The organism is Ensifer sp. (assembly GCF_031989085.1).
Classification (GTDB): domain Bacteria; phylum Pseudomonadota; class Alphaproteobacteria; order Rhizobiales; family Rhizobiaceae; genus Ensifer.
In genome coordinates, this window is the sequence record NZ_DALZXU010000008.1 from 1 (window position 1) to 20,816 (window position 20,816).

14 protein-coding genes are annotated in these 20,816 nt (G+C 63.6%); 1 reads left to right on the top strand and 13 read right to left on the bottom strand.

Annotated features, from left to right (window positions below; all coding sequences use genetic code 11):
- From RTP54_RS24935 to RTP54_RS24985, 11 genes are all read right to left on the bottom strand, one after another.
- A partial coding sequence (locus tag RTP54_RS24935; RefSeq protein ID WP_312366253.1) for a tripartite tricarboxylate transporter substrate-binding protein occupies positions 1–648 on the bottom strand: 648 nt, incomplete at its 3' end.
- A 400-nt stretch (positions 649–1,048) separates the two neighbouring features.
- Positions 1,049–2,740 carry an aspartate-alanine antiporter gene (gene aspT / locus RTP54_RS24940; protein ID WP_112833496.1) on the bottom strand — a complete coding sequence of 564 codons (1,692 nt, stop codon included), beginning with the start codon at positions 2,738–2,740 and terminating at the stop codon, positions 1,049–1,051.
- A gap of 218 nt (positions 2,741–2,958) precedes the next feature.
- Positions 2,959–5,685, bottom strand: coding sequence for a decarboxylase (locus RTP54_RS24945; RefSeq protein ID WP_312366254.1), 2,727 nt, complete (start codon positions 5,683–5,685; stop codon positions 2,959–2,961).
- Positions 5,686–5,946: 261 nt separating this feature from the next.
- Positions 5,947–7,638: an aspartate-alanine antiporter gene (gene aspT, locus RTP54_RS24950; protein ID WP_112812253.1), complete on the bottom strand. Its 1,692-nt coding sequence runs from the start codon at positions 7,636–7,638 to the stop codon at positions 5,947–5,949.
- Positions 7,639–7,963: 325 nt separating this feature from the next.
- A complete protein-coding gene (locus RTP54_RS24955; protein ID WP_409517211.1) occupies positions 7,964–9,658 on the bottom strand; it encodes a SulP family inorganic anion transporter in 1,695 nt (564 codons plus the stop codon).
- A gap of 359 nt (positions 9,659–10,017) precedes the next feature.
- Positions 10,018–10,806, bottom strand: coding sequence for an inositol monophosphatase family protein (locus tag RTP54_RS24960; protein WP_312366256.1), 789 nt, complete (start codon positions 10,804–10,806; stop codon positions 10,018–10,020).
- The gene (locus RTP54_RS24965; protein ID WP_312366600.1) at positions 10,803–11,825 is read right to left on the bottom strand and encodes a TIM barrel protein; all 1,023 of its coding nucleotides are present in this window, start codon (positions 11,823–11,825) and stop codon (positions 10,803–10,805) included. The genes RTP54_RS24960 and RTP54_RS24965 overlap by 4 nt, the downstream gene beginning before the upstream one ends.
- A gap of 48 nt (positions 11,826–11,873) precedes the next feature.
- Positions 11,874–12,932 carry an ABC transporter ATP-binding protein gene (locus RTP54_RS24970; RefSeq protein WP_312366258.1) on the bottom strand — a complete coding sequence of 353 codons (1,059 nt, stop codon included), beginning with the start codon at positions 12,930–12,932 and terminating at the stop codon, positions 11,874–11,876.
- Between the two features lie 2 nt (positions 12,933–12,934).
- On the bottom strand, positions 12,935–13,723 hold the full coding sequence (locus tag RTP54_RS24975; RefSeq protein WP_312366260.1) for an ABC transporter permease subunit: 789 nt from the start codon (positions 13,721–13,723) through the stop codon (positions 12,935–12,937).
- Positions 13,720–14,604, bottom strand: coding sequence for an ABC transporter permease subunit (locus tag RTP54_RS24980; RefSeq protein WP_312366262.1), 885 nt, complete (start codon positions 14,602–14,604; stop codon positions 13,720–13,722). Before RTP54_RS24980 ends, RTP54_RS24975 begins: the two co-directional genes overlap by 4 nt.
- A gap of 69 nt (positions 14,605–14,673) precedes the next feature.
- Positions 14,674–15,792, bottom strand: coding sequence for an ABC transporter substrate-binding protein (locus tag RTP54_RS24985; RefSeq protein WP_312366264.1), 1,119 nt, complete (start codon positions 15,790–15,792; stop codon positions 14,674–14,676).
- A 225-nt stretch (positions 15,793–16,017) separates the two neighbouring features.
- Between RTP54_RS24985 and RTP54_RS24990 the strand changes: the two genes are divergently transcribed.
- A complete protein-coding gene (locus tag RTP54_RS24990) occupies positions 16,018–17,487 on the top strand; it encodes a PLP-dependent aminotransferase family protein (protein WP_312366265.1) in 1,470 nt (489 codons plus the stop codon).
- A gap of 160 nt (positions 17,488–17,647) precedes the next feature.
- On the opposite strand, the gene betA is transcribed toward RTP54_RS24990, so the two are convergent.
- Entirely contained in the window at positions 17,648–19,336 is a 1,689-nt protein-coding gene (betA, locus tag RTP54_RS24995) for a choline dehydrogenase (RefSeq protein WP_312366267.1), read from the bottom strand.
- Positions 19,337–19,352: 16 nt separating this feature from the next.
- A complete protein-coding gene (locus RTP54_RS25000) occupies positions 19,353–20,816 on the bottom strand; it encodes a cytosine permease (protein ID WP_112812244.1) in 1,464 nt (487 codons plus the stop codon).

The following is a 20,816-nucleotide window of genomic DNA, read 5'->3' on the forward strand; positions in this document are numbered from 1 at the left end:
GACCATGCCGGCCTGCCACTGGCCGAGGTTCTCGCTCGGGTTGTTGACGTTGGCGGCCACGTGCCGGCCCGCCAGTTGCACAACGGCCTCGCCGCCGCTCTTGAAGGGGATATATCCGAGTTTCGATCCCGTCGCCTCATTGATCATCACGGTCAGAATGTGGTCGACGTCCTTCGACTGGCTGCCGCCAACCTTCATGGCGTCGGGCGTTTCCTTGGCCTTGCTGACGAACTCCGCCGCGGTGTTGAATTCTTCCTTGCCGTTGACCCAGAGAACGAATTCGTCGGAGGCGAGCGCTGCAACCGGGGTCAGGTCTTCAGCCTTGTAAGGCACCTTGGCGCGAACCGGCAGAAGGTAGGCGTTGTTGGTACCGAATGCGAGCTTGTAGGCGTCGCCCTTGTTGGTCGCCGCGTACACGAAGCCTTCGGCGCCGCCGGCGCTGCCCTTGTTGGTGACGACGACTGGCGCCTTCATCAGTTCGTACTTGCCGATGATCGCCTGGATCGTGCGGGCGAAGATGTCCGTGCCGCCGCCGGGGCCAGCCGTGACGATGAACTCAACCGGACGGTCGGGCTCGAAAGCCGATGCCGGAGCGGCAACGCCGAATGCGGCTGCCATGATGCATGCGAGTGAAACGGATTTCTTCATTTGGTCCTCCCAACTTCAAAGAGGTCCTCCCGACCCCTTGAAGTTTTGGTATACCAAATACCTTTTTACGTCAACAATGCCTTTGTCGGTCCGGCGCGGCTCGTGATCAGTCTATCTGCGCGTGCGAGGCGGCCGGACACATCAGCGGCAGCAGATCTGATACCCGCATTCCAATCGTCTGACGGGTTTCGATGCTGGCAATGAAGTTGATACACGATGCGGACCCTGGACACACGAAACGGCGACAACCGACAATCTCCAAAGCTTTCCCGCACTCCGTTTGAGCCACGCTGCAAGCGTGACAGCCAAGAGCATGACACCCTCGAAGGCGCCCTGTCGCACGTGTGTCCGATGCTCCTCGTGCAGCGCGTCGCCGCCGACCGATGGAACCCGCAGATTTTCATCCGGCGACGATACCGACGATTACAGTGCCCCAGGTCGTCAGCAGGATATGGCCGATCGGGACCGCAGGCGTGTAGCCAAGGACGGCGACAGTGCTGCCGGACCGGTCCTGGACGGCCGCCATGCCGGCTGTCATCGTCTGCGCTCCGGCGAGGCCGCCCAGCAGCAGGATCGGGTTCATGCCAAGCACATAGCGGCCGAAATAGAGGCCCACGATCATCGGCATCATGGTGACGATCATACCGCCGAAAAGAAGCCCGATCCCCGCCTCCGCGATGGCAGAGACAAACACCGGGCCGGCGTGAAGGCCGGTCATCGCCACGAAGGCGGCAAGACCGAGCGAGGTCATCAGCGATACCGCAGCGTCCGGTATCCGGCCGAACAGCGGGAAGCGCGTGCGCAGGTGCCCCACCACCAACCCGGCAAGCAGTGTGCCAACGCTCGTGCTCAGCGAGATCCGCATGTCGCCGATGGGAAATGTGACGAGAACGCCGACGAGGCCGCCGAGGAAAATTGCAAGGCCGAGCACAAGAAAATCTGTCGCCGCCGGCGGCGCGACCACGACGCCGACGCGCTCGGCGGCCTTCGAGACGACCGCCTCCGGCCCGACAAGGCGCAGGATATCGCCGCGTTCGACCGTGATCCCCGGCGCGATCGGAATATCCTGGCCCCCACGCGTAAGCGAGCGCAGATAAACGCTGCGGGTCCAGCTTTCCTTGGCGAGATCGGCGATGCTTTGTCCCTTGAGATCAGGGTTTGTCAGCAGAACATCGCAGATCGATACCGGGACATCGAGCAGTTCGCGGTCCTCGATCTCTTCGGCGCGCGGCCCAAGCACAGTGACCAGCGCCTCTCTCGTCCCTGAGACCGCGACGATGTCACCGGGCTTGATCACCACATCCGGGGCCGCCTCGATGATCGTGCCGCCCCGGCGCAGGCGCTGAATGAAAAGCCTGTGCTGCGGAAACGCCGCCTCGGCGGCGGCGATCGACTGGCCTGCGACCGGCGCGCCTTCCGCGATCTGATAGGCGCGAATCTCGAACCTGTGCCAGGCGGAAGAAACACCAGCCGCCTTGCGCGTAATGCCATATTCCTTCTCCAGCTTCAGCGCCTCGGCAACGAGGTCGATGCCAAGCAGCCGGGGGCCGACGACACTGCAGAAGAGAATGACGCCAACCGCGCCGAAGACGTAGCAGACCGCGTCGGCGACAGCGATATGCGCCACGAAGCGCGTGCGATCCGCCTCCGGCAACGGCAGCGCATTGATCGCTTCCGTTGCCGTACCCATCGCCGGGCTTTCGGTCAGCGATCCCGACAGGAGGCCGGCCGCAAAGCCCGGATCAAGACCAAGGAATTTGGCAACGACGACGGCCGTGAAGAGGCCCGTGACACAGACGACGACCGCAAGCACGACCGGTTTCATGCCGTCGCGCTTCAATGCCTGCAGGAATTGCGGCCCGACCGAGTAGCCGATGCCGAAGAGAAACAGCAGGAACAGGAACGATTTCGCCATGCCGGCAATCGGGACATCGGCAAACTGTCCGATCAGGATGCCGGCAAACAGCGAGCCGGTTACCGGCCCCAGGCTGAAGCCACCAACCTTGAAGCCGCCGATCAGGTATCCGATGCTGATTGCAAGGAAGACCGCAAGCTCGGGATATTTGATCAGAAATTGCTCGACCCAAATCATCTCCCGACCAGTCCCCCTCGCCCAGATCAAAGGCTATGTCGCGTCCGCTCCCACCGCCCACGCGCCTGCAAAACCGAGATGACGGAGCAAACCGTTTTGACGAACGCCGCCTCGGTCAGCCGCCTCCTCGCATCAGTTACCTGCGTCCATCGAAGGAAACGCAGGCACTGCCAAACCAATACCCCGCCAAAGCAAGGGAGCAACGCCACATCCCGGCGCTACTTCGCCTTTGACTGACGCTTCGCCTTGGCGGCGACGGCGTCGGGCTTGACCAGCTTCAGGCCGCGCGCCTTCTCGTAGCCATGGATCTCCTTCACATCGAGCTTGCGCATGAAGTCGATCGTTTCCTGCGTCAACACCTGACCCGGCACCATGATCGGGAAACCGGGCGGATAGGGAATGACGAAGTTGGCCGAGACCATTTCCGGCCCCTGCTTCAGCCTCTTGTCGCACTCGGCGCCGTTAAGCGGCACGTATTCGCACACCGATGCGTCGTAGGCGTGGAAGAAGGCGGCACGCATATCGCCCTCCGGCGTCGTCCGGCCCGCATCGCCGCGATACTGCTCATGGAAGTGGCTGAAATTCGGAAGATCCGGCACGTCGGTCATCAGCGACTTTACCCGCGCAGCAAACGAAGCGCGCTCTTCGTCCCCGCCGTCGGCAAGCCGCTTCTCGATATCGTGGCAGATCTCGACCAGGACGCGAACGAGGTGCGCAATATCGCTGCGGGTGTTGTTGATGTTGGATTGCAGCAGCACGCTGTTGCGCGACGTCTTGTTCAGCTGGATATCGTACTCGTTGGCGAGCAGCCCCTTGAACTGCGTCCCGTCGAAACCGGCCGTGCCGCAGACCAGCGTCATGCGGGTGGGATCGAGGTAGAACTCGTCCTCCTTCATCGCCTTGACGGCGGTTGCCCAGGTGGAGCCGGGCGCCAGGTAGTCCTGGAATCCGGACTGGCGATACTGCGCCGGGATCATCTGATCGGCGCCAAGCACACGGAAGTATTTCGAGATCAGCGGGTGTTCGTTGATCGCCCTGCGGATCTTCAGGGCGATCTCGATCGCGTTCATCACCAGGCCGTAGCCGTCGAGCTCCATCTGCCGGCGTGCGACATCCAGGCTGGCGATCAGCTGCTGGTTCGGGCTGGTCGAGGCGTGGGTGAAGACCGCCTCGTGGAACTGCGCCTCGACATCGTGAAAATCGACGTCCTTGACCAAAAGCATGGAGCCCTGGCGGATCGCCGACATGGATTTGTGGGTGGAATTGGTCTGGTAGACCCGCAGGCGCACAAGACGCGGATCGGGGATCAGGCGAGCGGCGAGCAGAGCTTTGTCGGAAGGGTCCTTGCCGAGCTCGGCGCGCTGCTTCTCATAGGCGCTGACCGAGGCCGGATCGCGCAGCCAGTCCTCGATATCCGCCGCCGCCCCCATGGCGGTGCGCGGCCGCAGGAAGGGCGAAAACCGGGCAAATCCCGACCACGCCTCGTCCCAGAGGAAGATGAGGTCCGGCTTGATGGCAAGGCATTCCTCCATCACCCGCCGGACATTGTACATATGGCCGTCGAACGTGCAGTTGGTTAGGTCGAGCAGTTTCAGTCGGTCGAGGCGTCCTTCGGCCCTCAGCGCCAGCAACGCGCGCTTGATCGTCGCAAGCGGCACGGCGCCATACATCGAGTACTCCGTCATCGGAAACGCTTCGACGTAGTAGGGTTGGGCGCCTGTCAGGACCATGCCGTAGTGGTGCGACTTGTGGCAGTTGCGATCGACCACAGCGATATCGCCCGGCGCCAGCAACGCCTGCACGGCCATCTTGTTGGAGGTGGACGTGCCGTTGGTCACGAAGAAGACGTGATCGGCGCCAAACGCCCGGGCAGCCAGCTCCTGGGAGCGCTTGATGGTGCCGGTTGGCTCCAGCAGGCTGTCGAGGCCGCCCGTGGTCGCACTGCTTTCCGCCAGGAACAGGTTGAGACCATAGAATTCCCCCATGTCGCGGATCCAGTCCGACTTGAAGACGGACTTGCCGCGGGCAATCGGCAATGCATGGAATGTGCCGATCGGCCGGCGCGCGTATTTCTTCAGATTGTCGAAGAAGGGCGTTTCATAGCGCGCCTGCACGCCTTCAAGGATGGCGAGGTGCAGCTCCAGCGGTTCCTCGACGGCATAGAACACGCGCCTGACGGCATCGGCCGTCGGGTCGCCGGCGATCTTTTCGACCTGGCGGTCCGATAGCAGATAGACGTCGAGTTCCGGCCGGATCTGCTTCAAGCCACGCGCGAGGCGCAGCGCAGACATATCTGGTCCCTCGGCCTCTCCGAGCGGATCGAGCACCGAGCGAAGCACCGGCGCGTCGTGGCGCGAGCGGTACGGAAATCCCTCGGCGAGCACGACGGCAATGATGGCGGGGTTCAACGCGGCCGCGCAGAAGGCATCCTCGAACGAACCCACCAGAACAGGCTCATAGATGAAGCCATCCTCCGGTCGGCGCAGCCTGCGGATCTCGGCTGCGAAGGCTTCCCAGCGCGCCGCCGGCTGGCTGTTGACGTAAAGCACTTCGAAATACGGTCGCCGCCCGCCCGGCTCGCCGGTTCCCGGGGGCATGATGTCCGTCACTTCGCTCGCCGGCATCTCCTCGTGCACGTCCCACTCGCTCGGACGGCCGCGATAAGAGTGGGTCAGCAACCCGTTCGAGATGCGCCGCGCGAGCTTCGCGGCGCCGCCGGCATCATCGGTGGCGATGCGCTCCGACAGCGCCGACAGCAATCGCCCGCCCGGATATGCGTGGTACTCCTCGGCCGGTTTGACCGCGGCGATCGCCGCTTCCAGCGTCGCCCGCTCGCCACGTTTCGCGGCCCAGGCATCGGCGAGCGTGGTGATCTCGCGCCAATTGTCTGCACGTGCGGAATGGATGAGCAGAAACTGATCAACATGTGCGGTCTCGTTCGACATAACGCGCTCCCAATACAGTTTTGAAAGGGCTGCCCGCTGCCACCGATGCTTGGTTCTCGCTAGGCGGCAGCTAGAATTCCGGTCGCAAAGACCGCGCTGAACATCTGTTTTCTCCGCGCGCAGAAAGACGATCCCCGCTGCCTCGAAACGGGGCCGCCAGAACGTTTCCGAATGGATCGGACCTGCACGGACTGTCTATCTGTCTGCTTTTATGCGCATTCCGAGGGGACCGTCCCCCTCGGGGCCTGCCCTGGACGTGCCCTAGGTCATCATCATCACAAGCACCATGCCCCAGATCGTCAGCAAGGTGTTGCCGACGGCATAGGTCACGGTATAGCCGAGCCCGGGGATCTGGCTCTTGGCGCGATCGTTGATCATGCCGAGCGACGCGGTCGTCGTGCGTGCGCCGGAGCAGCATCCGAGCAAAATGGCGGGATGGAACCGGAACACATATTTCCCGACATACATTGCCAGTATGAGCGGCACGGTCGTTGCGAATATGCCCCACAGAAACAGGCTGAAGCCGAGTTGTTGCAGGCCGGCGACGAAACCCGGGCCTGACGAGATCCCGACCACGGCAATGAAGACATTGAGGCCGACCGAATTCATGAACCAGACGGTCGAGGTCGGTATGCGCCCGAATTTCGGCCGCACGGATCGCAACCAGCCGAAGAACAGCCCGGAAATCAACGCGCCCCCTGACGTGGAGAGCGTAAACGGCACATCCCCGACCTTGTAGACGAGTGCGCCGATCAGTGCACCGATGGCGATCGCAGCCCCGATGAAGGCAACATCGGCAACGTCGGTCGGCCGGTCGGCCACGCCCAGGGCCTTGGCGGCAGCCGCGGTGTCCTGCGTGCGCCCGACGATGGTCAGGATATCGCCACGGTGGATCTGCGTGTTTGGAAGGATCGGGATTTCCGTCGCCGTGGCACCCCGGGCAATCCGGCGCAGGAACACGCCGCGGGACGTTGGCCATTGTGCCAGCTCCGCCAGCGTCTTGCCGTTCGCTTCCTTGGTCGTGACAAGGACATCGACCCCCTCGACCGGCACGGCCAGCAACTCGCGGTCGTCGACTTCCTCGGCCGCATGACCGATCAGGCTGACCAGCACTTCGCGCCGGCCGGCCACGGCAACGATATCGCCTGCCTGGATCACGGTGTTGGCCGTTGCATCCTCGATCTTTCCGCCGCGACGAATACGCTCGATGAAGATCCGCTGCTCCGGGATCATGGACTCGGCTTCATGCGCCGTCTTGCCGACGACCGGCCCGCCCTCGCGCACGCGGTAGGCGCGCAGCTCGTAGTGATGCCAGGCAGTTCCGGCGCCGCCCACTTCCTTCTTGCCGCCCTGCTCCGCCTCGTAGCGTTTGCATTCGGCCTCAAGGTCGATACCCATCAGCGCAGGACCGATCAACGCCAGCACGATTGCCGATCCGATCGTGCCGAAAATATAGGTGACGGCATAGGCGACCGGCATGGCGTCGAGAAGACGCTTGGTTTCTTCCGGTGCGAGGCCAAGGCGGTTGATGGCATCCGTTCCCAATCCCATCGACGCCGAGATCGTCTGCGAACCGGCATAGAGCCCCAGTGCCGAGCCGACATCGTAACCGGCTATCTTGGCGGCAATGTAGGGCGCCCCAAGGCAGAAGACGCACACGACCGCAGCGAACAACGCCTGCGGCAAGCCATCCTTGGCGATGCCCCGGACGAATTGAGGCCCGACGCCATAGCCGATCGCGAACAGGAACATCAGAAAGAACGTGGCCTTGAGCGGTGGCGAAATGGTGATCCCGAGCTGGCCGATGATCACGGCAGCGATCAGCGTCGCCGTTACCGCACCTAGGCCGAGGCCCTTGTAGGTGAACGATCCGAAGTAGTACCCAAGCGCCAGTGAGAGAAATATTGCAATTTCGGGATAAGTTCGAAGCGTATTTACGAACCAGTCAACCATAGTGTTTGCCCCATTACTCGAAAATCGGGAACCAGATCTGACTAAATGCTCATCGCCATTTTAGCGAGAATACACCCTTACACACTCGTTTCAAGGTGTTATTTACAGTAAAATACTATGATATCCGACACCTTCAAAAAGTCCGACAACATCCGGAAAGAATGAGATTTTTGTTTTACTGCTAGAACGTCGAGCCAAAACTGTTCTGTTTTTACTTCCTGCACACGATCGTGGATCGCGTGGGCCGGGTACCTCCATGGACAGACGGCGATGTTTCGCACGCAAACGGATTGTATCGGGATCGGGTAAACGTCGTTGCGAGGCGTCAGATCGCGGCCGTTGCCGGCTGCGACGGCGCGGCGACATGGCTATTCTGATGATGGCGGATGCCCGCGCGGGTGTTGGAAAACATGCGGCCCGGGCCGAGCTGATCGGCAAACCCTGACGCCCTGATATAGGCGAGTACATCCGGATTGAGGCCTGCAAGCCACAGCTCGACGCCCGCTCGCGCCAGGCTGCGCTCGCCATCCATGATCATCTGAAGCGCCGAATACTCGATATCGACAACACGACTGAGGTCGAGCATCAGAACGCGCGGCTTGTGTTCGTTGGCCAGTGAACGAATACGGTCGCCCACCTGCTGGGCGTTGACGAAGAAGAGCCTGCCCTCCGGGCGCAGGATCAGCAGACCTTCGAACGTCTCGTCGTCGGGGTGCTCTGCCGAAAGCGGACGCAGCACATCTTCACCGCGTTTGCGCCCGACCACATGGATGCGCGGGTTGGCCGCCTGGCTGGAGAGGCCGACAAGCGAAAGGATGATGGCGACGAGGATGCCCTGGAGCGTGCCGAACAGGAGCACGCCGAGGAAGGCGGCTAGCGCCCAGCGAAACTCCATCCGGCGAACCTTGCGGATGGAGGCGAACTCTGACGGCTTGATAAGCCCGACGGAGTAGACGATGACGATGGCCGCAAGCACGGCCTGCGGCAAGAGCCCGAGCAACGGCGCAAGAACGAGCATCGTCGCCGCCGCGGCCCCGGCGGTCACCAGCGACGCCTTCTGCGTGCGTCCACCGACGGCACGCACGACCGCCGTCTGCGATGTGCCGCCGCCTGCCGGCATCGCACCGAAGAGCCCGCCAGCGAGGTTTGCAGCACCCGTTGCCACGAGTTCGCGATTTGGGTGGATGGGCGGCTCACCCGCGACGGCGAAGGCACGTCCGGCCGCAATCGTCTCGGTGAAACTCATCAGCGCGATGCCACAGGCGCCCGGAACGAGCTGCAGGATCAGATTTAGATCCGGCAGCACCAGCGACGGCAGAGCCTGCGGAATGTGTCCGACCGTTGCAACGCCGGCCTGCCCAAGTCCGGCGAGCCAGGAAACGGCGATCCCCGCCGCCACGATGGCGAGCGGAGCGGGCGAGTGCGGCCAACGCTTTTCCAGGAGCAAGAGGGACACCAGCGCCGTCACCCCAACCGCAAATGTGATGAGAGACGTTTCGGGCAGATGGTGGACGACGTTCAGGATATCCCGGAAGAAGCCCTCCTTGTCGAAGTGGATCCCGAACAACTTCGGCACCTGGTCGAGCACGATGACCAGGCCGATCCCGGCCTTGAAACCGGTCAGCACCGGCGACGAAATGAAGTTGGCCACGAAGCCCAGTCGCAGGAGTGACGCTGCAATCAAGAGCACTCCGGTAAGCGCCGCAAGCGTGGCCGTCGCCGTGATCAATCGCCCGGCATCTCCATCCGGCACGACAAGCGCAAGCTGGCTCGCGGTCAAGATCGCAAGGGTGGTCGTCGAACTGACGCTGAGCACCCGAGATGTCCCGAGCAGGGCATAGACAATCATCGGCACGAAGGCGGTGTAGAGCCCGACGCTCACAGGAAGGCCGGCAACCGTCGCGTAAGCCATGGCCTTCGGCAACACCACCGCCGCGGCGGTCAGACCCGCGATCACATCAGGGCGCAGAGTACCCGCAGTCGAGCGGGAGGACGGTTCGGCATGCGGCATCTGCACCATGACTTGCCCTCTTACGGCTGTGTGCTTGTGGTCGCGACCAATGTCTTGTCCCACCCGCAGAGCATGGCCCGCCCACCGCGAGCTCCGCCGCCCGGTGCAATCTGAACACCCTGGCAACTTTACGTCCAGCGGAAATCCTCGCCTCTGCCAGGCCTACCCGTCACGAAGGTCGACCGCAGAGCACCGAATTGCTAGTCGCCGAAAGAGGTTCATCGTGGCGCCGGCACGACCTTGCGAAGCGCGACGCCGCGGCTGGGCAGATCCGGCGCGCGCTCCTTCTCCGCCACCACGCAAGACTGAGCCACCGCCATGGAAACCTCGCACGAACAGATGCCTGCACCTGCCGTCAGTCCCGGCTGTCAATCTCGGCGCAGCGCTTCCAACGCTGCCCGATGAAGTTCCTTGTTCGCCGCCATGAGAACGGCGTCATAGCGCGACGCGTCGACAAGCGGCCGCCCATCCCAGTCGGTGACGATACCGCCTGCGGCTTCTATGATCGGGAGTTGCGGGAGGATGTCATAGTCGAACACGTTGCTCTCGAGGAGAAGGTCGATGCCACCGAGGGCCAGCAGGCCCGCGGCGTAGCAATCGTGCGAAAAGCGGGTGAAGCGGACCTTTGCGGCAAGTGCCTCAAAGCGGGTATGGCGCGCGTGATCGAATTGTTCGAGGGCGGAGGTGTAAAGAATGGCTTCGTCGAGCCGGGTTTTCTCGCTGGTGCGGATCGGCTCTCGATCGAGAGTCGCTCTGCTGCCGCTGGCAAGCCAGCGCTCGCCGGTGATTGGCTGGTTGATCAGGCCGAGAACGGGTTTGCCGCGATGAAGCAGCGCGATCTGCGTGCCGAAGGCCAGCGAGCCTGAGAGGAAGGACTTCGTGCCGTCGATAGGGTCGAGCACCCAGACCCATTCGGCATCGGTCCGGCAGGCGCCGAATTCCTCGCCCCGGATGCCGTGCTGCGGAAATGCAGCCTCGATCATCCGGCGCATGACCGTTTCGGCATCGCGATCGGCGATGGTCACCGGGCTGGCATCGGCCTTGGCGTCGACGGCGATACGCTTGCGGAACCAGGGACGGATCGTTTCGGCGGCGGCATCCGCCATGGCATGGGCAAGGGCGAGAAAGGCTGGAGGACAGGAAACGGCTTCGGTCATGCTTTGACACCTTCGGCTTCGGCGGCGATCTCCTCGAGCATCGCCCTGATGGTTTTGACCTGCTGACGGGCGACCGCCGCCTCCCGCCACAGGCGCGCCGCAAGATCGCCGTCGCCCAGATCGGTAAAACTGGCGGAGCGGGCGGGAATGAAGGGATCGGCCGCCTCCGCAGGGAAGCGCAGGGCGGGCGCGAAGTAGCCTTCCTCCTCCTCAAGCCCGAAGGAGACGACCTGCGGCCGGTCCTCGCCGAGCAGCAGCAGTTCCACGAACATCGCCTCGAGCGGCAGGTGACCTTCGTTGGACAGGCAGGCGAGATGGGCCCAGCCGCCGCGATCCGGCTGCACCAGGCAATCCTTGACATGCGCTTCGGTGATATGCGGCGCCTGCAGCGCAAGGGCCGGCATGGGCAATTCATAGGCGTTGATCATGTTGCCGAAGTCGAACAGCAGGCCGAGGCGCGGATTGTCGACGGCCTCGATGATACGGACGAGTTCTTCGGATTTCAGGTCTTCGTGCTGTTCCAGCGTGTAACGCAACCGGCCCTGCGGATCGAATTCGGCCAGGCGCCTGAGATCGGCGATGGTCCAGGCGATGATCTGCGACACCCGCCCCTCGTAGCGCGGATAGCAGCGCAGGGAGGTCGCGCCTGCGGCAAGGGCGATACGCACCGCGTCGGAAAGACCTGACGCCTCGGTGGTGCTGGTTTCGACATGGAGTTCCAGCCCCCGCGCCCTCACCTGATCGGCGAAGACGGCAAGCGCGCCGTCGCCCATCCGGCCAAGGCTCGACCCTTCCCCATCATCGACATGCAGCTTGAGGCCGGACAGACCTTGCGCCGATGCGAATTCGGCAAGGTCGAGCGGTGCCATGCCTCCGAAACGCATGTTGAGATGGAAAGCATAGGCATGGGCAAAGAGGGGCGCTGCGCGCGCCCGCGCGGCGAGCGCGCCGCGCTTCTCCGAAGAAAGCGCCGCTATTCTTGCCCGCCAGTCAGGGGGCGATCCATGACCCCATCGCATATCCGTCACGATGCCGGCTCCTCCTTGAAGATTACGATGCGCTGACCATCAGGCAGCGACCACGAGAAGGTCGCTACGCGCGATGCTGACCTCGACCGGGGCGCCGACGGCCGGCGGTGGCCGGTCGGGCTGATTGAACGTGTCGAGGGACAGGATCTGGCCGCCGACCGCGACACTAATTCGGATCACCGACCCGAGGAAATGCACCTCGGCGATGCGACCCGAAAGCACGACATCGCGTCCTTCGGTGCGCCCGAGCGACACCGTCTCCGGTCGCAAAGCCAGGCTGATGCGCTCGCCGGCGCGAGCAACCAACGGGCGGTTCAGCGCAACGGCAACCTCCCCCACCCGCACCCTGCCGCTCGCCGCATCGACCACGTCGGCATCGACGAGATTGAGCGTTCCGACGAACTCCGCCACGAAGCGCGTCGCCGGGCGATTGTAAATTTCGAAGGGCGTGCCGACCTGGTCGGCAATGCCCTGATGCATGACTACGATGCGGTCCGATATCGACAGCGCCTCTTCCTGATCGTGCGTGACGAAGATCGTGGTGATGCCAAGTTCCTGCTGGATACGGCGGATCTCCTCGCGCAGGCTGACGCGGATCTTTGCATCGAGTGCCGAAAGCGGTTCGTCGAGCAGCAACACCTGCGGGCGCGGCGCAAGTGCCCGCGCGAGCGCCACGCGCTGCTGCTGGCCACCAGAGAGCTGGAAGGGGTAGCGGCTGCCAAGTTGCGCCAGGCCGATCAGTTCCAGCACTTCCCCCACGCGCCTGGCGATCGCAGCCTTGCCTTCGCCGGCCACCTTGAGTCCGAAACCGATGTTTTCCTCAACCGTCAGGTTGGGAAAAAGCGCATAGGCCTGGAAGACCATGCCGATCTTGCGCCGGTTGGCGGGAAGGCCGGTCACGTCGCGGTCGCCGATGCGGATCGTGCCCAATGTCGGCGTCTCGAAGCCGGCCACCATTCGCAGCACCGTCGTCTTGCCGCAACCGGACGGGCCGAGAAACGAGACGAATTCGCCTTTTTCGATGCCGAGGGTGAAGTCTTTCACGACGCGGTGCGCGCCGAAGGACTTTTGCAGGTGGTGAATGTCGAGATAGGCCATGGTCAGCGTCTCACGGTGGAAAATCTGGAAAAGCGGGTGACGATCTGGATCAGCCCCATGCAGGCCCAGGTGATGGCGAAGGCGACGACGGCAAGCGCCGAAGGCTCATAGGCCCGGTTGCCGCCCATCCAGACCATGTAGGGGCCGAAAGAGTTGACGTTCAACAGCGCGGCGAAGACATATTCGCCAATGACGATCGCAAGCGTCAGGAACGCGCCCGACAGCACCGAGACGAAGACATTCGGCAGGATGACCACGGCAAGGATCCGCGCCCAACCGGCACCGAGCGACTGCGCCGCCTCGGTGAGGCTGGCGATATCGATGGTGCGCAGGCCCGTATCCACCGACCGATACATGTAGGGCAGCGCCAGCGTCGCATAGCCGAACAGCAAAAGGAGATTGGTGCCCCACCAGGTCCCCGTGAGCGGCAGGACCGAGGAGGTGTTGTAGATGCGGATGTATCCGAAGACGATGACGATGGGCGGAATGACCAGCGGCAGAAGCGTGATGAATTCGATGATCGGTCGCAGTCCGGGAAGCCTGAGCCGCACGAAATAGGCCGTCGGCACGACAAGGAGGATACCGAGCACGATGGTCAAGAGGGCGAGCAGGACCGAATAGCCGAAGGTCTGCTGGAACTGCGGATCGGCGAGCACGATCCGGTACGCTTCGAAACTGTACTCGCCCCGCTTCATGCGCATCGAGAAATCGACCATGCCGGCGAGCGGCAACAGGAAATAGAGACCGCCGAGTGCGACGGCAAACCAGGACCAGAGGCGCTTTCTCGTCATTTGACCCACCGTTCGGCGCGCATGCGCAAGAAGATGTAAATGGTGTTGGCGATCGCGGTCAGAAGGATCATCCCGAAGGCGATGGCATAGCCGAGATGCGGATCGTTGAGCACGTCGCCGCGGATCTGCGCGAACAGCACGATCGGCGCGATGGAGAGCGAGGAGCCGGTGAGCGCGATGGCGGTGGCAACCGCTCCAAAGGCGTTGGCAAAGAGCAGCGCAAGCGTGCCGAGCAGCGAAGGCCACAGAACCGGCAGCGCCACCATCCGCCAGTATTGCGCCCCGCTGGCACCGAGGCTTTCTGCCGCCTCCCGCCATTCGCGGCGCAAGCCCTCCAGCGCAGGCGTGATGATCAGCACCATCAGCGGGATCTGGAAATAGAGATAGGTGAGCGCCAGCCCCAGAAAGGAGACGATGCTGAAGCCGGAGCCGTAGAGATTGATGCCGAACCAGTTGCGCAGCAGCATCGTGACGAAGCCGAGCCGGCCGAGCGTGGCAATGAAGGCGAAGGCGAGCGGCACGCCGGCGAAATTCGAGGCGACACCCGAAAAGGTAAGGATGCCGTTACGAAGCCAGCGCGGAAGGTCGCCGAGTGTGATCGCGGCAGCAATGAGGAAGCCGAAAAAACAGCCGAGCGCCGCCGTCAGCAGGCTGAGTTCGATCGAGATCCAGAAGGCGGATCGGATGGAAGGTGACAGGAGCTTGCCAAGATTGTCGAGCGTCACCTGTCCTTGCGGATTACGGAATGCGCCGATGACGATATTGAGCGTCGGCAAGATCAGGAACAGCGTGGCAAAGAGGAAGAACGGAGCGACCCCGAGCCAGTTGAGGAACTGCCGCGGCCGCAAGGCCGCCGGCAGGAGAGCGGCGCTTGTCGTCATCGGATTGTTTCCTGGGAGCGTTGTGTCCGCAGGCCTCGAGAAAAACCCAAGGCCTGCGGACGGATGGGCTTACTTCACGTTGGCGCCGACCACCTTGTCCCAACCTTCGACAATGGCGCCCTTGTTGGCATCCAGTGCCTCGACGGTCGGAAAGATCGCCTTTTCGTAGGCTTCAGCCGGCGGCAGCTTGTCGAGCAGTTCCTGCGGGAATTTTCCGGCCTTGAGCATGGCGTTGAAACGCGCCGGGTGGCAGTAGCCCTTCAGCCAGCCGGTCTGGCCCTCGTCGGAATAGAGATATTCCATCCAGAGCTTGGCGGCGTTCGGGTGCGGGGCGTAAGCCGAGATCGCCTGGACATAGACGCCGGCGACGACGCCGCTCGCCGGGACGATGACATCCATCGGCGGGTTGCCGTTGAGGGCATCGCGCCAGGCGAGCAGGTTGTAGTCCCAGGCGGCGATGATCGGCGTCTGGCCCTGCGCGATCGTGCCGGCCTTGCCGAGCACCGGCACGAAATTGCCGGCCTTGTTCAGTTCCGCGAAAAGCTCCAGGCCCTTGGCGCCGGATTGGGCTCCCGGCTCCGCGCCGCGCGAAATGCCCGCCGACATCAGCGCCAGGATCGCCTGGGCCGATGAGCGCGGATCGCCCGTGAGCGCGACGGAACCGGCGTATTCCGCCTTGGTCAGGTCGGACCAGTCGGCCGGCGAGGTCTGGACCAGGTCCTTGTTGATGCCGAAGGCCATGACGCCATAGTAGTCGCCGTACCAATAGCCGTCCGCATCCTTGATGTTGTCCGGGATCTCGCCCCAGGTCGCCACCTTGTAGGGCTGCAACAGGCCTTCCTTCCTGGCCGCAGGCGCAAAGGCAAGGCCAAGATCGACGACGTCGGGCGCCTGCGAGCCCGTGTTGCCCTTGTTGGAGCGGATGGCCTCCAGCTCGTCGGCCGTACCGGCATCCGGATTGAGCTCGTTGACGGTGATGCCCGGATACTTCGCCTTGAAGCTTTCGATGACCTCGCCGTAATTGCACCAGTCGTGCGGCAGGGCGATGACGGTGAGCATGCCTTCCTTCGTGGCGGCATCGACGAGGGCCTGCGGCGCTTCTGCGCGCGCAAGGCTCGGCAGCGCGGCTGCGATGGCAAGCGTGGAGACGAAAACCGAGCGGGCGGAGTAAGATAGGCGCGTCTTCATGAAGTCCTCCTGTTTGCCGTCGGTGACGGCCGTTGAGCGTTGGCTTGCAGTCGTTAATCGGCAGTCGGCCGCAATCGGGTTCGCTGCACTCCGGTTCCCCCGCACTCTGTCTGCATCCATCGGGGCGGCATCGGTGCGTTTCGTGTAGACGGAGCATGTAACAATTGGACAACAACCAAACGTCCATTATCATGCATTCGACTGTACCAATTCTGGAGATTAGCCTTGGCCAAACAGCTCGAGGGCCCCATCCTGCCCTTCCTTCGCCTGGACGCGGGCATCGCCCTGCCGAAATTCAGGCAGGTGCAGGACCAGCTGCGCACGGCGATCCTGCAGGGGCACTTGCGCGCCGGCACGCGTTTGCCGGCAAGTCGCATTCTTGCCGAAGAGCTGGGCCTGTCGCGCCAGACGCTCATACGTGTGCTGGAAAATCTGAAAGCGGAGGGCTATCTCGAGGCGCGGCAGGGAGCCGGCACCTATGTTTCGGCCGCCCTGCCTCTTCGACCGAAACCGGCACGATCGGCGCAGGCAGATGACGATGCATCGCCCCGGCTGTCGCGGATCGGCGCCCTGTCGCGCGGCGTTTCGGCGGAGATCGGCCGCGTCGAACCCAAACCCTTCCTGCCCAACCAGCCGGCGTTCGACCAGTTTCCGTTCGCAATCTGGCGCAAATGCTGGAACGCGGCAGCCCGTGGCGGCAAGGTCGGCATGGGCTACGGCGATGTCGCGGGAGAGCTCGTTCTGCGTCAGCGGATCGCAGAATACCTCGCCTTGCACCGGCGCGATCCCTGCGATCCCGAACAGATCGTCATTACACCCGGCGGACACGCCGCCTTCACGCTTGCCGCGCTGGCGCTGGCCGATCCGGGCGACGGTGTCTGGTTCGAAGATCCGGGCCCGGTCACCACCTCCAACCTTTTCCGCACGCTCGGCCTCAATCTCTGCCTCGCCGATGTCGATGCCGACGGAATGGACGTCCCCGGCGCGATTGCATGCCACCCCGGCGCGCGGCTCGCCTTCGTCATGCCGTCGCGCCATCACCCGCTCGGCGTCACGCTCTCTCTGCCGCGCCGGCTTGCCCTTCTCGAATGGGCACGCGCGAACGACAGCTGGATCATCGAGGACGACTATGACAGCGAGTTTCGCTACGACGGCGCGCCCCTCCCCTCGATACGCTCGATCGACAGCCATGGACGGGTGATCTATGCGGGCAGTTTCAGCAAGGCGCTCTATCCCGGCATCCGCGTCGGCTATCTCGTGTTGCCGTTGCCACTCGTCGAGACGTTTCGCACGCTTTCTGGCCTGATCCACCGCAGCGTGCCGGTCGAGACGCAGCTTGCCCTCGCTGAATTTATCGGTGGCGGGCATTTCGCCAGCCACCTGCGGCGCATGCGCGGCCTTTATGGCGAGCGGCGCAGCGCTTTTCTCGAGGCGGGACAGACTGCTCTTGCGGGGCTCGCCCGGATCGACTGTTCCGAAAGCGGCCTCAACGCGCTCGCCTGGCTTGCGAACGGGCGCGATGACCGGGCCGTCCAGCGCGATGTGCTGGAGGCGGGCCTGCAATGCTACCCGCTCTCCGACTATGTCATTGCAACCCAAAGGCCGGGTGCACTCATCCTCGGTTATGCCGGCGTGCCGGCGGAGCGCATGCGCTCCTATCTCGGCCGCTTCGCCGAGGCGCTGTCGCGGCGTTGAGCCCGGCGTCGACGCGGCAAGGGGTGCCCGCCCGCAAGGCGGGCGAACAAGCCGCGCAAGAACGTCTCTATCAAGAGCGCCCAATTGCGCGGCTCCTCGGGATCATCGGGATCACGCCGGGCGACGATGTAGCCGATGCCGCGCACCATCGCAGGCGGCCTCAGTGCCGCAGCGCCCGCAGCGGCTTGCCGCTACGCTGGGTGACGCCGACGCCGGGCGCGATGCCGACCTGCGCGTTGGAGGCGGCAAGCAGCGGCCTGCCGCGCACCAGGTCCGAGCCACGCTCGGCGAGCATGATCGTCGGCGCGTTGAGGTTGGCGTTCGGCTCTGCCGGGAAGACGGAGCTGTCGATGACCCGCAGACCGGCGATGCCGCGCACCCGCAGCTCGCTGTCGACGACGGCCATCTCGTCCTCGCCCATGCGGCAGGAGCCACAGGGGTGGTAGGTGCTTTCCATGGTTTCGCGCACCCAGGCGTCGATCTCGTCATCCGTGCGAACATTCGTCCCCGGGGCGATTTCGTCGCCACGGAAGCGGTCGAAGGCCGGCTGGGCGACAATCTCGCGTGTCAGTCGCAGGCAGCGGCGGAAGCCTTCGCGGTCCTCCTCGCGATCGAGGTAGTTGAAGAGAATGTCCGGCTGCTCGTGCGCTTCGGGCGAGCGCAGCCGCACATAGCCGCGGCTCTTCGGCTTGTTCGGTCCCGTCAACACCATGAAACCATGGCCGTCGAGCGGCTTCTTGCCGTCATAGCGCATCGCCGCCGGCAGGAAGTGGAACTGGATGTCCGGCCACTGGAGGGACGCGTCGGAGCGAATGAAGCCGCCGCTCTCGAAATGGTTGGAGACAGAAAGCCCCTTCTTGAAAAGCAGCCATTCGGCACCGATCAGGGCTTTGCTCAGAAGGCCCATCTTGCCATTGAGCGTGATCGGCTCCTTGCAGGCGTACTGGATGTAGACCTCGGAGTGATCCTGCAGGTTCTCGCCGACGCCGGGCAGGTCGTGCAGCACCTGGACGCCCGCCTTTTGCAGCACCGCGGCCGGGCCGATGCCTGAGCGTTGCAGCAGGTGCGGCGACCCAATCGGGCCGGAGGAAATCAGCACCTCGCGGCTCGCCTTCACCACGATCCGCTCCCCGCCGCCCTGTTCATATTCGACGCCGACGGCGCGCTTGCCCTCCAGCAGCACGCGCCGCGTCATCGCATGGGTAACGACGGTGAGATTGGGCCGGCTCATCGCCGGTTTCAGATAGGCATTGGCCGTCGACCAGCGCACGCCGTCCTTGACGGTCATGTGCATGGGGCCGAAGCCTTCCTGCATTTGACCGTTCGGATCGTGCGTCGTGATGTAGCCCGCCTCGTGGCCCGCATCGACGAAAGCCTTGTAGAGCGGGTTGCGCATCCGGTTGCCGGCATTGGTCGCAAGCGGGCCGGAAGCGCCGCGATAGGCGTCACCCCCGTCCTGCCAGCTCTCGGCGCGCTGGAAATAGGGCAGGCAATTGGCATAGCGCCAGCCACGCGCGCCAAGTTCCTCCCACTCGTCGAAATCGCGGGCGTGCCCCCGCATGTAGACCAGCCCGTTGATCGATGAGGAGCCGCCCAGGACCTTTCCGCGCGGGCAGTGAACCTGCCGGCCGTCGAGACCGGGTTCAGGCAGGGTCATGTATTTCCAGTTGTACTTGGTGCCGTTCATCGGGATGGACAGCGCCGTCGGCATCTGGATGAAGATCGACTTGTCGCTGCCGCCATATTCGAGCACCAGCACCTTAACTGCGGGATCTTCCGAAAGACGGTTGGCAAGCACGCAGCCGGCCGATCCGGCGCCGATGATGATGTAGTCGTAGGTCTCGCTCATGGCTGACATCCCGATGTTACGGATAGAGGCCCCAACCGCGCCCGCGGGCGAAAAGCCGGGTCAGGACATAGTGGACCGCGCCGGCCGCAAGGCAGGATGGCACGGAGGCGGTGAGGTACTTGAAGGCCGGAAGGCTTTCGAGCGTCTGCGGATTGAACACCAGCACGTAGACGCCGAAGCCGACCGCCAGGGCAAAAAGGCCGATGGGATTGAAGCCGCCCCAGAAGCGATAGGGGCCCTTCTCCTGCGGCCCATGCAGGCTGCGCATGTCGAGTTTCTGGCCGCGCAGGAAGAAGTAGTCGGCAATGCCGATGCCGGCGAGCGCGGAGTTGAGGGCCGAGGTCCACACGAGGAAGATGAAGAAGCCGTCGTACATCTGCGGATAAAAGACCACGAGGCCGAGCGGGATGACGCAGAAGAGAAGAAGGATCGCACCCCACGAGATGGCTCGAATGGTGGCGGTTCCCACCTGGCGCAGACCGACGATGGACGTGTAGAGGATGTTTGCCATCGAGGTCATGTTGGCAAAAGCCACGAACAGCAGAGCGATGATGCCGATGATCGGGCCTGCGATCTTGGTCATCCAGATCGTCGGGTCGCTGTCTCCAAGCGCAACGGCGGCGAGAAGACCAACGATTTCGCCGAGAGCTGCGGCACCGAAGATGCCGAGAATGTTCGGCCAGAAGGCGGTGCGTTCGTTCTTCGTCAGGCGGGCGAGGTTGCCGATATAGGGCCACCACGAGAAACCGGCGGCGAGGTTCACCTCGACGGCGATCATGAAATTGAGCGTGTTGTCTTCGAAGGGGGGCGAGAGCGCCGGCATCGCCAGCAGTTCGCCGAAGGAACGATGCTGAAGGATGAGGTAGAGCATCACGATCATCAGGATCACCAGTGCCGGCGAGACGACCATGTTGAAGAACTTGATCGAGGTCGGCCCCTTGGCGACGATGAACCAGGTGACGAGGATGGCGCCCACGGCGGCGATGATCATCTTAACGCCGGTGGGATTGGCGGCCTCGCCGGAACTCAGCGCCGTCAATCCGTCGATCGAGCGGCCGAACATCATGGCCAGCACCGCGAGCCAGCCCATGGTCAGCACCACCACAGCCAGCACGTAGACGATGCGGCTGCCGTTGTAGCCGAACTGGCTGCGCAGCGCGACGAACTGCTCGATGCCGTAGCGGCCGGAAAGGGGCGTGGTGGCCAGCGCCGTCAGCATGACGCCGACGATATTGCCGATGATGATGGCTGCAATGCCCTCCTTCGGCCCGACGAACAGACCGACGGAACCGCCGATCAGGAACGCCCAGGTGGCGATGGCAAGCGCCGAATTGGCATAGGTGAACTCCCAGAAGCCCCAGAGCCGTTCGGACGGCAGGAGCGGTGCATCGCCGCGTTCGGCGGCGGCACGATTTTCGGACGCTTCCTGGCGTTGGATTTCTGCGGCGGCAAGCCCGCCGCCGGCAACATGATCGGTCAT

Coding starts and splice junctions, on each gene's coding strand:
- RTP54_RS24955 (WP_409517211.1), bottom strand. CDS start 9,658: ATGGTGCAGATGCCGCATGCCGAACCGTCCTCCCGCTCGACTGCGGGT.
- RTP54_RS24980 (WP_312366262.1), bottom strand. CDS start 14,604: ATGACGACAAGCGCCGCTCTCCTGCCGGCGGCCTTGCGGCCGCGGCAG.
- aspT (WP_112833496.1), bottom strand. CDS start 2,740: ATGATTTGGGTCGAGCAATTTCTGATCAAATATCCCGAGCTTGCGGTC.
- RTP54_RS24960 (WP_312366256.1), bottom strand. CDS start 10,806: ATGACCGAAGCCGTTTCCTGTCCTCCAGCCTTTCTCGCCCTTGCCCAT.
- RTP54_RS24945 (WP_312366254.1), bottom strand. CDS start 5,685: ATGTCGAACGAGACCGCACATGTTGATCAGTTTCTGCTCATCCATTCC.
- RTP54_RS24985 (WP_312366264.1), bottom strand. CDS start 15,792: ATGAAGACGCGCCTATCTTACTCCGCCCGCTCGGTTTTCGTCTCCACG.
- aspT (WP_112812253.1), bottom strand. CDS start 7,638: ATGGTTGACTGGTTCGTAAATACGCTTCGAACTTATCCCGAAATTGCA.
- RTP54_RS25000 (WP_112812244.1), bottom strand. CDS start 20,816: ATGACCGATCATGTTGCCGGCGGCGGGCTTGCCGCCGCAGAAATCCAA.
- RTP54_RS24965 (WP_312366600.1), bottom strand. CDS start 11,825: ATGCGATGGGGTCATGGATCGCCCCCTGACTGGCGGGCAAGAATAGCG.
- RTP54_RS24970 (WP_312366258.1), bottom strand. CDS start 12,932: ATGGCCTATCTCGACATTCACCACCTGCAAAAGTCCTTCGGCGCGCAC.
- betA (WP_312366267.1), bottom strand. CDS start 19,336: ATGAGCGAGACCTACGACTACATCATCATCGGCGCCGGATCGGCCGGC.
- RTP54_RS24975 (WP_312366260.1), bottom strand. CDS start 13,723: ATGACGAGAAAGCGCCTCTGGTCCTGGTTTGCCGTCGCACTCGGCGGT.